The organism is Nannocystis pusilla (genome assembly GCF_020073745.1).
GTDB classification, from domain to species: domain Bacteria; phylum Myxococcota_A; class Polyangia; order Nannocystales; family Nannocystaceae; genus Nannocystis; species Nannocystis radixulma.
In genome coordinates, this window is sequence record NZ_JAIRAU010000059.1 from 340,185 (window position 1) to 353,853 (window position 13,669).

The 13,669-nt window shown below is 71.6% G+C and carries 10 protein-coding genes; 3 read left to right on the forward strand and 7 right to left on the reverse strand.

Features of this window, described 5'->3' with window-relative positions; translation table 11 throughout:
* Positions 1–19 precede the first annotated feature (19 nt).
* Entirely contained in the window at positions 20–2,029 is a 2,010-nt protein-coding gene (locus tag K7C98_RS42835; protein WP_224197751.1) for a ribonuclease R family protein, read from the forward strand.
* Between the two features lie 55 nt (positions 2,030–2,084).
* Here K7C98_RS42835 and K7C98_RS42840 read toward each other — a convergent pair whose 3' ends face one another.
* Both K7C98_RS42840 and K7C98_RS42845 read right to left on the reverse strand, forming a co-directional pair.
* Complete coding sequence (locus K7C98_RS42840) at positions 2,085–3,212, reverse strand: M14 family metallopeptidase (RefSeq protein WP_224197752.1); 1,128 nt, start codon at positions 3,210–3,212, stop codon at positions 2,085–2,087.
* A gap of 114 nt (positions 3,213–3,326) precedes the next feature.
* Entirely contained in the window at positions 3,327–4,298 is a 972-nt protein-coding gene (locus K7C98_RS42845) for a hypothetical protein (protein WP_224197753.1), read from the reverse strand.
* 150 nt (positions 4,299–4,448) lie between these two features.
* Between K7C98_RS42845 and K7C98_RS42850 the strand changes: the two genes are divergently transcribed.
* A complete protein-coding gene (locus tag K7C98_RS42850) occupies positions 4,449–4,859 on the forward strand; it encodes a hypothetical protein (protein ID WP_224197754.1) in 411 nt (136 codons plus the stop codon).
* 104 nt (positions 4,860–4,963) lie between these two features.
* Here the strand turns inward: K7C98_RS42850 and kbl are convergent, their stop codons facing one another.
* Positions 4,964–6,154 (reverse strand): glycine C-acetyltransferase, encoded by a 1,191-nt coding sequence (gene kbl, locus K7C98_RS42855; protein ID WP_224197755.1) that lies wholly within the window; start codon positions 6,152–6,154, stop codon positions 4,964–4,966.
* A 37-nt stretch (positions 6,155–6,191) separates the two neighbouring features.
* Positions 6,192–7,181: an NAD-dependent epimerase/dehydratase family protein gene (locus K7C98_RS42860; protein WP_224197756.1), complete on the reverse strand. Its 990-nt coding sequence runs from the start codon at positions 7,179–7,181 to the stop codon at positions 6,192–6,194.
* A gap of 363 nt (positions 7,182–7,544) precedes the next feature.
* Here K7C98_RS42860 and K7C98_RS45395 point away from each other — a divergent pair, with 363 nt between their 5' ends.
* Positions 7,545–9,488, forward strand: a complete 1,944-nt coding sequence (locus tag K7C98_RS45395; protein WP_224197757.1) for an MYXO-CTERM sorting domain-containing protein — start codon at positions 7,545–7,547, stop codon at positions 9,486–9,488.
* 54 nt (positions 9,489–9,542) lie between these two features.
* Here the strand turns inward: K7C98_RS45395 and K7C98_RS42870 are convergent, their stop codons facing one another.
* The 3 genes from K7C98_RS42870 to K7C98_RS42880 form a co-directional block, all read right to left on the reverse strand.
* A complete protein-coding gene (locus tag K7C98_RS42870; RefSeq protein WP_224197758.1) occupies positions 9,543–10,895 on the reverse strand; it encodes an FG-GAP-like repeat-containing protein in 1,353 nt (450 codons plus the stop codon).
* A gap of 76 nt (positions 10,896–10,971) precedes the next feature.
* Positions 10,972–13,101, reverse strand: a complete 2,130-nt coding sequence (locus tag K7C98_RS42875) for a prolyl oligopeptidase family serine peptidase (RefSeq protein ID WP_224197759.1) — start codon at positions 13,099–13,101, stop codon at positions 10,972–10,974.
* Positions 13,102–13,116: 15 nt separating this feature from the next.
* A complete protein-coding gene (locus K7C98_RS42880; protein WP_224197760.1) occupies positions 13,117–13,584 on the reverse strand; it encodes a hemerythrin domain-containing protein in 468 nt (155 codons plus the stop codon).
* Between the last annotated feature and the right edge of the window lie 85 nt (positions 13,585–13,669).

The following is a 13,669-nucleotide window of genomic DNA, read 5'->3' on the forward strand; positions in this document are numbered from 1 at the left end:
CGTCGGCATCTTCTCGCGCGTGAGTAAGGCAGAGACAAAGGGGGCCGCGGCCGCCAGGCTCGTGGTCAACCCGGGAGGGTTCGGCTTCGCCGAACGCCTCGATGGTGAAGGAACTGTATTTATCCCGCGTGGGCGCCTCGCTGGGGCGCTCGACGGCGACGAGATCGAGGTGCTGAGCTGGCCGTCGGAGAAGGGCTTCGAGGGCGAGATCGTGCGGATTTTGCAGCGCGGACGGACGCGGCTGACGGGACAGGTGCGCCGCATCGGGCGCGCCCGCGTGCTCGAGTGCGACGACCCGCGCGTGCTGCTCCGGCCCGACGTGGAGGACGATACACCTGTCCCCGAGGACATGGTGGTGGTGGCCGCGATCACGCGCTACCCGCACGACACCCGCGACGGCGGGGCGGTCCGGATCGAGCGACTGCTGGGGCCGCCGAACACGCTGGCGACCGAGCAGGCGAAGATCCTGCTCGAGTACAACATCGACCCGGAGTTCGCGGCCGACGTGCTGGCCGAGGCCGAGGCGGTGCCGGAGACGGTGCAGCCGGAGGACCTGGCGGGCCGCGCCGACCTGCGCGGGCTCGAGTTCATGACGATCGACCCGGTCGACGCGCGCGACTTCGACGACGCGGTGTGCGTCGAGGCGATCGCGGGCGAGGGCCCGCACGGGGCGGTGCGCGTGCACGTGGCGGTGGCCGACGTGTCGCACTACGTCCGCGAGGGCACGGCGATCGACCGCGAGGCGGCCTGGCGCTGCTTCTCGTGCTACCTGCCGAACCGCAGCATCCCGATGCTGCCGCGGGCGCTGTCGTCGCACATGTGCTCGCTGGTCCCGGAGCAGGACCGGCTGGCGATGGTGGCGAGCTTCCGCCTCGCGACCGACGGCGAGATCGACGAGCTGGTGCTGCGCGCGTCGGTCATCCACAGCCGCAAGCGCCTGACCTACGAGGAGGTCGCGGCGGTGCTGTCCGAAGAGACAGATGCGCAGACGAGCCAGCCGCCCCAGGTGACGGCCCGGATCGCGGCGCTGCGCGCGGCGGCCGACCGCCTGCGGGCGCGCCGGCTGCGGCGGGGGGCGATCGAGCTGAACGTGCCCGAGATCAAGGTGCTGCTCGACCAGGACGACCCCGAGCGGATCCGCGACATCGTGCCGACGCGCGCCAGCGCCGAGCTGGCCCGCGCGTACAACCTGATCGAGGAGCTGATGCTGGCCGCCAACGAGGCGGTCGCGCGGGTGGCGGTGACGCACGGGCTGCCGCTCGTGTACCGGATCCACGCGCCGCCCGACCCGGTGCGGCTCGAGCAGCTGGCGACGGTGGCCGAGGCGCTCGGCGCCAAGGCCGACCCGGAGAAGCTGACCACGCCGCGCGGGGCGCAGAAATTTTTGAACCGCACGCAGCACCACCCGCGGCGCCCGGCGCTGCACATGTTCATGCTGCGGGCGATGGCCCAGGCGCAGTACAGCGTCGACAACGTCGGCCACTTCGCGCTGGCGAGCGACGCGTACGCGCACTTCACCTCGCCGATCCGGCGCTACCCGGACCTGATCGTGCACCGCGTGCTCAAGTCCCACCTGGCGCGGATCGGCGGGCTGCCCGGCCCGGAGCCGGTGCCGCCGATGCCGCCGCGCGAGCAGACGGCCGAGCAGGGGGCGCGCAGCAGCCTGCGCGAGCGCGCGGTCGCCGACGCCGAGCGCGACAGCAAGTCGCTGTTCGCGGCGCTCTACATGCGAGACCGCGTCGGCGACCGGTTCGAGGCGACGGTCTCGGGCATCGGCTCGCCGGGCCTGTTCGTGCAGATCGACCGGCCGTTCGTCGACGGGCTGGTGCGCCTCGGCAACCTCGAGCGCGACCGCGGCGAGCCGTTCCAGCTCGACTCGTCCGGCGTGAAGCTGGTCGGTCAGCGCTCGGGCTTCACCCTGACGGTCGGTGACCGCGTGGTGGTCGAGGCGATCGACAGCAGCGTGCAGCGGCGCAAGGTCGAGTTCGCGTTCGTGATGCGGATGTCCGAAAAGACAGGCAAGAACTAGGCGCGCCGCGGCCCGCTCGGAGTCAGATGTCCGAGCGGGCAGGCGGGTCGCGACGTCAGCGCAGGCGGTCGAGGACGCCGTAGAGGGCGTCGAGGTTGGCGCGGCCGAGCTTGCGGCAGCGCTCGGGCGACCAGCCGAGCAGCTCGTGCGGCGAATCGACGGTGTCCTTGAAGGGCTGCTCGAGCGTCATCGACAGGCAGCCGAAGCGGTCGGCGATGAACGTGGTGCACATCGTCATGTTGGCGGCGCCGGGGGGGACCGGGTCGTAGCCGTGCTCGGTCTGGAAGTCGGGGCTCGCGCGCGTCAGCAGGCGCTCGTACTCGTCCTGCAGGCCGTGCACCCGGGCGCTGACGGAGGCGACGCCGTCGGGGCCGGCGATGAAGTTGTAGGGCAGGGCCTCGTCGCCGTGGACGTCGAGGCAGAAGTCGACGCCGGTCGACTCCATGCGCCTGCGGACGTGCAACACCTCGGGGCTGCGCTCGCGCGTGGGCTCCTGCCACTCGCGGTTGAGGTTGGCGCCGGCGGCGTTGGTGCGCAGGTTGCCGCGGAACGAGCCGTCGGGGTTCATGTTGGGGACGCAGTAGAAGACGGCCCGGGCGAGCAGCTGGCGCGCGACCGGATCTTCGTCGTCGAGCAGGCGCGCGAGCAGGCCCTCCATGAGCCACTCGGCCATGGTCTCGCCGGGGTGCTGGCGGGCGATGATCCAGCACGCGCGCTTGTCGGGGGCCGGCTCGCCGATGACGAGGAGGTCGAGGTCGCGGCCGTCGAGGGTGGCGCCCAGCAGCTCGTGGCGGCACCGCGGCGACAGCTGGCAGGCAGCGACGAGGTCCTGATGGCGCTCGTGCGAGTAGGGCGCGAAGTAGGCGTAGTAGACGCTGTCGTGCTCGGGGGTGTGGCGGATCGTCAGGCGAGTGCCGTCGTACTCGGTGGGTACGCGGAACCACTCCTCGCGGTCGTAGGAGGCGACGGCGCGGTAGCTCTTCCAGCCGGGCGGATAGCTGCTGGTCCCGGCGTTGTCGAGGTGCAGCGCGAGCGGGGTGTCGCGCACGCCCGAGGCGCGGAAGTAGAACCACTGGTAGAAGTCGGAGTTGTTGTCGCGCCGAATCTCGAGGTGGGCGTCGCCCGGGTCGGCGATGTCGCGGACGAGGATGTTGCCGCCGTCGAAGTTGCTGGTGATCTGCATCGGTCGAGGCGAAGTGTCCGGCGCATGCGGCAGCGGTGCAAGTTCGGGCGCCGGTGAACCAACGCAAAACGCCGAGGTCGCGCGGACCTCGGCGTGTCGTCGAACCGGGCTGGCTCACAGCTTCTTCAGCGCCAGGTCGAGCTTGCCGACGCACTGGTTGTACGGCTGGCCGCTGTCGAGGCAGGTGTTGAACTGCTTCTCGATGATCTGGAGGGGCTTCTTGGGCGCGGGCTTGTTGCCGCCCTCGTCGGGGAAGCCGCCCTCGCCGCCCCACTCGCCGCCCTCGCCGGGGAGGCCCTCTTGACCGCCCTCTTCGCCGGGGAAGCCTTCCTCGCCGCCCCACTCGCCGCCCTCGCCGCCGGTCTCGGCCGGGCCGCCCTCTTCGCCGGGGAAGCCTTCCTCGCCGCCCCACTCCTCGCCGCCGACCTCGCCGCCTTCGCCGGGCAGGCCTTCCTCGCCGCCCCACTCCTCGCCGCCGACTTCGCCGCCGACTTCGCCGCCTTCGCCCTGTTCACCGCCCCATTCGGCGTTGCCCTCGGCGCCGCCTTCCTCGCCGGGATCGGGGCCCTCGCCGCCTTCACCCTGCTCGCCGCCCCATTCGGCCTGGCCTTCCTCGCCGCCTTCACCGGGCAGGCCGGTCTCGCCGACTTCGCCGCCCTCGCCCTGCTCGCCGCCCCATTCGGCCTGGCCTTCCTCGCCGCCCTCACCGGGGAGCGGGGGCGGGTCGTCGCCCTGCTCGCCGCCCTCTTCCCAGCCGGCGGTGCCGGGGTCGCCGGGAATCTCGCCAGTCTCGACGCCGCCTTCTTCGACGCCGCCTTCTTCGACGCCGCCTTCTTCCTCGCCCTGGCCGCCCTCTTCCTCGCCGCCGCCGCCCTTCTCGTCACCCTCCTCGTAGCCGCCACCTTCATCGATGTCGAGCTTGCTCAGGGTACAGGCGGGGACCACCAGCGGCGTGACCAGCAGTGAGAGGAGCGGGAGGTTACGAAGCCAGCGAAGGGAGTTGCGTTGCATGGGAGTACCGTGACGGAAAAAGAACAGTAAGTACGTCGAACGATCCGAGCCGAACGATTTGATGCTGCCCGACACTGGCAGACTCGGCAAGGGGGGACGTCCGAATTGCGAGGGATGGGCCGGCGGGCCGGTGACCGAGTCCGCACCTCGAGGTTGACTATGTTCTGCTCGCGACGCGGTCGCGGCGTGACCGGCGTAACAGGTAGAGTGCCGGGGGAGGAACGCATGGCAGCAGGGCACGCCCACGATCACAGCCACCGGGCCCACAAGGGGCGCATCTGGACCTACCTGATCTTCGCCACCGGGCTCGTGGCGGTGGCCGTGCTGGCCAACCTGGTGATGAGCAATCCGGACCTGGCGACAAAGGGCATCGATGCCATCGCCGGGCTGCCGGCGTGGGCTTTCCCGACGATCACGGGGCTGCTCGGACTGCTCATCTTCTATATCGGTTTGAAGATCGAGACCGATTGGCCCGAGCAGTTGGGGGCGATCCTGGTGGCGGGGTCGATCGCGGCCGGGGAGTTCCTGCTCGGCTGGCAGAACTTCGAGCTCGGGGGGCTCAAGGTCGTGCCCTATGTGATCCCGGTCGTCGCCTGCCTGGCGCTGATGATGGTCGCCAACGTGAAGAGCCGCTGAGCTGCGCAACTCGCGCGCCAGCTTGCAGCGGCTCGCGGGAGATCGCTCCCGCGGGGGGGCGCCCGTCCACAGGTGACTGTTCGGACAGGCGCCTTCAGACATGTTCAAGCGGTCAGCACGCCCAATCGCTTGCCGACCGCCGAGAAGGCCGCGATCGCGCGCTCGACGTGCTCGGGCTGGTGGCCGGCCGACAGCTGGACGCGGATCCGGGCCTGCTCCTTGGGCACGACGGGGTAGGAGAAGCCGATCACGTAGATGCCCTCGTCGAGCATCTGGGCCGCGAATTCGCCGGCCAGGCGGGCGTCGCCGAGCATGACGGGGACGATCGGGTGGACGCCGGGCTTGATGGCGAAGCCCGCGGCGGTCATGCCGGCGCGGAAGCGGCGGGTGTTGGCGGTCAGGCGGTCGCGCAGCTCGGAGCTGCCGGTGAGCAGGTCCATGACCGCGAGCGAGGCGGCGACGATCGACGGCGCCAGCGAGTTGCTGAAGAGGTAGGGCCGCGAGCGGTTGCGCAGCAGCGCGACGACCTCCCTGGTGGCGGCGACGAAGCCGCCCGAGGCGCCGCCGAGGGCCTTGCCGAGCGTGCTGGTGATGATGTCGACGCGGCCGAACGCGCCGCTGTGCTCGTGGCTGCCGCGGCCGTTCGGGCCGACGAAGCCGGTGGCGTGGCTGTCGTCGACCATGACCATCGCCCCGTACTTCTCGGCGAGGTCGCAGATCTGGGCCACGCGGGCGATGTTGCCGTCCATGCTGAACACGCCGTCGGTGGCGATCAGGCGCAGGCGCGCCGACTGGGTGTCCTTGAGGATCGACTCGAGCTCGTCGAGGTTGTCGTTGGCGTAGCGGTGGCGCTGGGCCTTGCACAGGCGGATGCCGTCGATGATCGAGGCGTGGTTGAGGGCGTCGGAGATGATCGCGTCCTCGGGCCCGAGCAGGGTCTCGAACAGGCCGCCGTTGGCGTCGAAGCACGAGGAGTAGAGGATCGAGTCCTCGGTGCCGACGAACTCGGCCAGCCGCCGCTCGAGCTCCTTGTGACGGTCCTGCGTGCCGCAGATGAAGCGGACCGAGGACATGCCGTAGCCGCGCTCGTCGAGGGCCTCGCGCGCGGCGGCGATCACGGCCGGGTGGCTCGACAGGCCGAGGTAGTTGTTGGCGCAGAAGTTGAGGACCGTGCGCCCGTTGACGGTGATCTCGGCGCCCTGCGGCGAGGCGATCACGCGCTCGTGCTTGCTCAGGCCGGCGGCGTCGATCTCGGCGAGGATGGCGGCGTAGTGGGCGCGGGCTTGGTCGAACATGGGAACAGGTCCTTTGGGGCAGGTAGAAACGGGCAGGTCACTCGCCGGCGCGGGCGGCCAGCGCTGCGAGCTTGGGGGTGAGGTCGTCGCTCATCCTGGCCAGGTCCCAGGCGGGACGCCAGTCCCAGTCGCGGCGGGCGCAGCTGTCGTCGAGGGCGCGCGGCCACGAGTCGAGGATGGCCTGGCGGGCCGGATCGGGCTTGAAGGTGATGCGGGCGCCGGGGACCACGCGAGCGACCTCGTCGGCGATCTCCTGGGCGGTGGGCGAGAACGCGGCGATGTTGTAGATGCAGCGCCCGAGGCGCTCGCGGGGGGCGAGCGACAGCTCGACGAGGGCGCGGAGGGCGTCCGGCATGTACATCAGCGGGATCTGGCTGTCGGGGCGGCAGAACGCCTCGTAGCCGCCGACCCGCAGCGACTCGTAGTACATCAGCGGGGCGTAGTCGCTGGTGCCGCCGCCCGGCAGCACGGCCGACAGCAGGCCGGGGAAGCGGACGCCTCGGAAGTCGAGGCCGTGGCGGCGGCCGTAGTACTCGCCGAGCAGCTCGCCGGCGACCTTGGTGACGCCGTACATGGTGGTCGGCCGCAGCGGGACGTCGTCGCCGACGAGCGGCGGGAGGCCGGGGCCGAACACGGCGATCGTGCTGGTGAAGATCACCTGGCGCACGCCGAACTTGCGCGCGGCCTCGAGGACGTGCAGCGTGCCGCCCTGGTTGACGGCGTAGGTGCGCAGCGGGTCGCGCTCGCCGGTGGCGCTGAGGATCGCAGCCAGGTGGTAGACGACCTCGGGGCGCAGCTCGGCGAACAGAGCGTCGACCTGGGCGGCGTCGGTGACGTCGAGGCTCGACCACGGCAGGCCCTGGCGCGCCTCCTCGGCGGGCGGCGCGAGATCGCTGGCGAAGACCTGGTCGCCGCGGGACCGCAGGGCCTGCAGGAGGTCGAGGCCGACCTGGCCGCCGGCGCCGGTGACGAGGACCTTGCGGCCCGTGGTGGTGTGGGGGCCGACTGGGCCGTGAGATGTTGTCATGGGAGGACTGGCCGAGCTCCGGGCGCATGGTGGCAAATCGCGGCGCGCCGCCGCAAGCGGGGCGGGTCTGGCAATCCCTGGCAGATCTCACACGTCGCGGACCCGCCGCCGCCGCTCGCGAGCGCGGACCGGTGGCGACGATCGGTGCAGCCGGCTGCGCACCATCTGTCTCTCGGGACATGTGATTGTGGGCGCGGGTGCGCGCTTGCAAGCGGCACGGTGCGGCCGGGCATTCGTGCGGCGGCCGGCGCCCGGTCGAGCTCGATGTCTCCTTCCGGTCGTCGATCGATCGCCGATCGGTCTCGTGGAGGTGCCATGCACTGCGTGCATGCGCCGCGGTGACGCGGCTGTTACCGTCGTCGCGTGTTCACCTCGCTGATCCTGTCCTTCATCCTCGCGGTCTCACCGCGCTGGGCGTTCGAGAACGCGTACGACAACAGCAACGGCGGGGACTGGTACATCGGCGACAACAACGAGACCGCGCTGCTCGCGTGGGGCGAGTCCTACGTGCTGTGGTCGCTGGCCGCGATGGCGCGGGCGACCGGGCACACGCAGTACTTCGACCGGCTGGCGCGTCACATCGACGCCGTGCTCGCGCAGCGGGACGACGCGCGCGGCGTCGCCGACTACCGCGGGATCTCCGGCGCGTGCTGGCGCAACACCCATTATCAGCCGGGCGGCGAGCCGTATTGCTACGCGGTGCACTCGGGGATGCTCGTCTATCCGATGGTCGAGTTCGCGCGGCTGGTGGCGACGTGGCGCCACCGCGATGCGCTCGCGTACGACGGACAGACGTGGACGGCCAAGGCCGCGGCGTACGTCGCTGCGGCGAAGGAGACCGTCGCGTACCACGACGACGAGTGGAACCCCGCCGGTTATTACGTGTTCCGCGCCGATGCGACGTTCCTCGAGTACGCCGGCGTCGACCAGCCGCTCAACCAGTCGAACGCGCTGGGCCTCGCCCTGCTGGCGCTGCACGACGTCACCGGCGAGCCCGCGTACCTCGAGAAGGCGACCGCGCTGGCGTCGCGGTTCAAGGCCCAGCTGACGGCGGGGCCGGACGGCGAGCACCTGTGGAACTACTGGGGCGGGCCGTACGCCGGCAACGGCGAGGACATCTCGCACGCGGCGCTCAACGTCGCGTTCGCGGCGCTCGCCGCCGAGCGCGGGGTCGTGTTCAGCGACGAGGACGTCGACCGCTTCGCGCTGACCTTCCTGCGCCGGGTCTACCGCGACGACGCGACCTTCAGCGACTTCGTCGGCGGCGGCCCGACGAACGACGCCTCCTACCGGCCGCAGATCGGCCGCTGGCTCCCGCTCGCGCGCCGGCGCACCGCCGTCTACACGGCCGTGCACGACGTGTTCGCCCGCGACTACGGGCCCGACGCGATCGGCTCGGGCTCGCTGCTGCTCGCGTGGGCCTACCTCGCCGAGCACGAGCCCGTCGTCTGCCCGCACGAGTTCTACGTCGTCGACTGGGACGACGCCGGCGACCACCGGCAGGCGACCGCCTACGGCGCCAACATCCTGACCGTCCCGCCCGACCTCGCGCGCGGCTGCCGGATCGCCCTGCAGGTCGAGGTGGCGAACGAGACCGAGGCCGCGCAGTGGGACGGCGAGAAGTACCACCCGCTGACACGCTGGCGCCCGACCGCGGGCTTCGAGCCGCGGAGCGTGCCGTACGAGCCGCGCTGGCCGTTCGAGTACAGCGGCGACGCCGTGCTGTTCGAGTTCGAGGACGTGTTCGTGCCGGGCGAGGGGATCCGCGTGATGGAGCCGCCCGCGTTCACGCTGCCGGCGATCACGTCGCTGCCGCCGACGAGCGCCGAGGTCGGCGCCGAGGTGCAGTACCTCCCGATCGGCGCCGGCGATCCGCCGTACTGGTGGTCGCTGGCCGACGGCCCGCTCGGCCTCGAGGTCGACCCCGCGACCGGCGCGCTCGCCTGGACCCCGAGCGCGCCCGGGCCGGTGGCCTTCAGCCTGGTGCTCGAGAACGACCTCGGGCGCGCCGCGCAGGACTTCGTGGTCGATGTTTTGCCTGTCCCTTCGGACACGTCCACCGAGACAGGTCCCGAAGACCCGACGACCGGCGACGCGCCGACCACCGGCGGCCCCGCGCCCGAGACCAGCGGCGAGTCCGAGACCAGCGGCGAGCCCGACACCACCGGCACGTCCGCGGGGCCCGACGACACCGCGAGCAGCACTGGCGGCGCCGTGGGCGAGGATGGCTGTGGCTGCCGCTCGGACGGCGGCGCCGGCTGGTCGGCCGCGTTGTTGCTGCTCGGCCTGCGCCGCCGGCGGCGGTAAAGGGCTTGACAGAGGATCATCGAGATGTCCCCGAGGACATCTCGCGGTCGTCGCTCACTCGCCCGACTGATTGATCAGGGTATAGACGCCCTGGGTGGTGAGCACGGCGAGGTCGAGGCGGGCGTCGCCGCCGAGGCGGCCGGCCTGGAGGTCGATGCCGGTGCCGGCGAAGTTGCGCGACGGGCCGGAGGCGATCTTGCCGTCGACGTAGGTGAAGATCTGCAGGGCAGCAGGGGCGAGGGCGACGATGTTGTCGACGTCGTCGGTGTTGATCGGGGCGCCGAGGAGCCGCAGCATGCCGGGCTCGGCATCGATGGTGTCGCTGGTCTTCTCGAACTGGCCGCTGCCCTTGTTGTCGAACACCTGCAGGGTGTTGCCGACCGGGTCGCTGTAGACGACGTTGGGTCCGGTCATCGGCGCGCCGAACTCGCCGAGCGCGACGGCGCCGGCGTTGCTGGCGTTGCTGGTGAAGGGGCCGATGTCGGGGCCCTCGAAGCCGAGCTTGACGGAGAAGCCGGTAGTGGGACCCGAGCCGATTGTGTAGAGGACGTCGAGCTCGCCGTCGCCGTCGACGTCGCCGACGGCGACGTTGCGCGGGGGCAGCGTCGTCGAGACGACGTTCGGCTGGGAGAAGCCGAAGCCGTTGGCGAACGCGTAATGAATGGTCTTGCCCTGCTCGTTCGGGACGACGAGGTCGGGCATCTCGTCGCCGTCGAGGCGGGCGACGATCGCGGCCGGGAGGTCGCCGGGGACCTGGAGCTCGATCGGGCCCTCGATGGCGCCGCGCAGGGTGAGGGTGACGTAGCCGCCGGCGTGGGTGGCGAGGACGTCGACGACGTCGTCCTCGTCCCAGCGGCCGATGAAGAGGCGGGCCGGAGCCTCGGCGACGGGGAGGGGCTCGGCCTCGACGAAGCCGGCGTCGCCGTCGTTGAGCCACAAGCGGACGCAGGCCTGGCCGATCGGACAGGTCGCGTAGCCGAGGGCGAGGTCGTCGTCGCCGTCGTCGTCGAGGTCGCCGAGGGCGAGGGCGGTGGCGTCGGCGGTGCCGTCGACCGGCTTGTCGAACGGGCGGAACAGCTGGCGGCAGTTGACCTCGCAGTCGTCGCCCGGGATTTGATTGCCGTCGTCGCACTGCTCGCCGGCCTCGTGCTGGCCGTTGCCGCAGACCGGCGCGAGGTCGGTGGTGACGCCGGGCTCGCTCGTGGTGCCCGGGTCGGAGCTCGCGTCGGTGTCGAGGCCGGTGTCGAGGCCGGTCTCGCCGTCGCCGCTGCTCGTGCTCGCGGGAGCGGTGCCGACGCCGTCGCCGGTGTCGTCGCCGGCGCCGAGCAAGAACAGCGGGTTCGGCACGGCGCACGCGCTCACGCCGGCGACGAACGCGAGCGGGCCCGCGATCCGACAGTCCACCATGATCGCAAGTTATGTCAGCACGGCCGCGCGCGTCTACGTGACGCGGCGGGCGCGAGATTGCCCGCAGTCTGCGATCTCAGGGGGTCGTATGATGCAGCAGGAACGCGAGGGTGTCGGCCTCGCGGGCGATGGTCTGATGCAGGAGGTCGGCGCCGCCGTGACCGGCGTTCGACTCGATGCGCAGCCACGCAGGACGCCGACTGGCGTGCTGGATCTGGGCGGTGAACTTGCGGGCGTGCATCGGATCGACGCGGTCGTCACTGTCGGCGGCGAGCATCAACAACGCGGGATATCGGGTGTCGTCCGCCACATGGTGATACGGCGAATAGGGATAGATGTACGCGAAATCGCGCGGGTCCTCCGGGTCGCCGTATTCGGGGATCCAGGTCTTGCCGGCCCCGAATTGGGTGTACCTGACCATGTCGAGGAGGGGCACCGCGCACGCGACCGCGCGGGCGAGGCCGGGGTGCTGCACCATGGTGGCGCCGACGAGGAGTCCGCCGTTGCTGCCGCCGAGGATCGCCAGCCGCTCGTGCCGCGTGTAGCCGCGTTCGACGAGCGCCTGCGCGGCCGCGGCGAAGTCGTCGAACACGTTCTGCTTGTGCTCGCGCATGCCGGCGCGGTGCCAGTCCTCGCCGTACTCGCCGCCCCCGCGGAGGTTGGGCACGGCGAACACGCCGCCGTGCTCGAGCCAGACGACGGCACGGGCCGAGAACGCCGGGGTCATGCTGACCGAGAAGCCGCCGTAGCCGGTGAGGAGGGCGGGGGCGTCGGCCGACAGCGGGAGGTCGCGGCGACGCACGACGAACATGGAGATCGGCGTGCCGTCCTTCGAGGGGTAGCGCAGCTGCTCGACGACGAAGCGGCTGGTGTCGACCGGGAGATCGATGCGCTGCCACAGGCGCGTGGCGCCGGTGGCCACCGAGGTCTCGAAGATCTGGCTCGGCTCGGTGAACGAGGAGAAGCTGTAGTAGGCGCGATCCTCGTCGGGGTTGCCGACGAGGCCGCTGGCGCTGCCGAGGCCGGGCAGCTCGAGCTCGCGGACGAAGCCGCCGTCGAGCCGGCGGACGACGATCGCGCTGTGAGCGTCGCGCAGGTAGGCGAGCACGAGCCGCTCGCCGACGATCTGCAGGCCCTCGAGCGTGGCGTCGGTCTCGGGCACGAGGAGCTTCCAGTCGTCGCGCGCGGGGTTGTTGGGGTCGACCTCGAACACGCGGTAGCGCGGGGCGCCGTCGTTGGTGTGGACGTAGAAGCGATCGCGCCAGGCGGTGACGTCGTAGATGGCGCGCCGGCCGACGACGAGCGGCTTCCACTCGCCGTCGCCGGCGTGGAGGTCGCGCAGGTAGACGTCGCTGCTGGTCCAGCCGTGTTGGTGATGGAGGAACAGCCAGCGCCCGTCCCGCGACAGACTGACGCCGACGAACCGCGAGGGGTCGCCGGTGGCGGGCGCGACGATGCTGTCCTCCGAGACAGGTTCACCGACGCGGTGGAAGCGGACCTCGGCGCGGCCCGGCAGCTCGGACGGCGGGATCGACGGGTCGGTGGGCAGCCACACGTAGTAGAAGCCGCGGCCGTCGGGGGTCCACGCGGGGGAGGCGTAGCGGGCGCCCTCGATGACGTCGGCGAGGTCGCGGCCGGTCTCGAGGTCGCGCAGGTAGAGGGTCGAGGCGTCGGCGTTGTTGCGGCTCAGCTTGTAGGCGACGAGGCGGCCGGCGAAGTCGGGGAAGATGCCGTGCACGGCGACGCTGCCGTCGGGGCTGAGCTTGTTCGGGTCGAGCAGGACCTCCTCGCGGCCCTGCTCGCCGCGGCGGATGTAATAGATCGGCTTCTGCACGCCCTTGTGCCGGCGGGTGTAGAAGTAGACGCCGCCGCGGTGGTACGGCGCGGACACGGCGTCGATGTCGAGCAGCTCGCCGAGGCGGTCGGCGATCGCGTCGCGTCGCGGGAGCGCGGCCAGGCGCTCGCGCGCGTAGGTGTCCTGCGCGGCCATCCACGCCTTGACCTCCGGGTCGCTCTCGGCCTCGAGCCAGCGGTAGGGGTCGGCGACGGGGGTGTCGTGGATGGTCTCGACGAGGTCCTGGCGCCGCGTGGCGGGCGGGGGGTCGTCGCAGGTCTCGCGGACGGTGACGAGCGCGGGCGCGGGGGCGGATTCGGTGCAGGCGCCGAGGAGGGCGACGGTGACCGCGAACAGGGAGCTCCTGGCCATGCGCCGACGATAACATCAGCGCGGGGCGACGAGACAGGACAGGTCGCCCAGGATCCGCGCCCGCTCGGCGGCGTAGCGCTGCGCGAGCTCGGTCGCCCGGACCTCGCTCAGCGTCCGGCGGGCAAGCGCCAGCAGCTCGGCCTCCTCGACGCGGAAGTGATTGCGGACGGCGTCGGCCAGGTCGGCGAGGCGGACCGACCACTTGTCGTCGCCGGCCGGGAGGAGCTCGAGCCCGGCGAAGCAGGCCTGGATGCGCTTCAGCTCCTCGAGGCCCTCGACGACCCGCGTCCGGGCCCGCTCGTCGTGGAGGAGGTGGCCGTAGAGGACGGCCTCCTTGGCGCGCGCGTGCGCGGTGAACTCGCGCACGAGGGGCGGGAGGAGCTCGCGCGCGGTCGACTCCTGCGCTGCCTGGATCTTGTCGAGTCGCCCGCAGAGGGCCTCGCGGTCGGACTTCAGCAGGTCCCAGATCGGCGGCTCCGGCATCGCTGGTGGTTATGCGGCGAACGGGGTCGGGCACCAGCCTCGTCGGCCGCGAGCGGGCCCCGGCGCAAAGATGCGCGGATCCTCG

Bases quoted from the DNA above. Each gene is read 5' to 3' on its own strand.
- K7C98_RS42840 (WP_224197752.1), bottom strand. From the start codon at position 3,212: ATGCAGATCACCAGCAACTTCGACGGCGGCAACATCCTCGTCCGCGAC.
- K7C98_RS42850 (WP_224197754.1), top strand. From the start codon at position 4,449: ATGGCAGCAGGGCACGCCCACGATCACAGCCACCGGGCCCACAAGGGG.
- kbl (WP_224197755.1), bottom strand. From the start codon at position 6,154: ATGTTCGACCAAGCCCGCGCCCACTACGCCGCCATCCTCGCCGAGATC.
- K7C98_RS42860 (WP_224197756.1), bottom strand. From the start codon at position 7,181: ATGACAACATCTCACGGCCCAGTCGGCCCCCACACCACCACGGGCCGC.
- K7C98_RS42870 (WP_224197758.1), bottom strand. From the start codon at position 10,895: ATGGTGGACTGTCGGATCGCGGGCCCGCTCGCGTTCGTCGCCGGCGTG.
- K7C98_RS42875 (WP_224197759.1), bottom strand. From the start codon at position 13,101: ATGGCCAGGAGCTCCCTGTTCGCGGTCACCGTCGCCCTCCTCGGCGCC.
- K7C98_RS42880 (WP_224197760.1), bottom strand. From the start codon at position 13,584: ATGCCGGAGCCGCCGATCTGGGACCTGCTGAAGTCCGACCGCGAGGCC.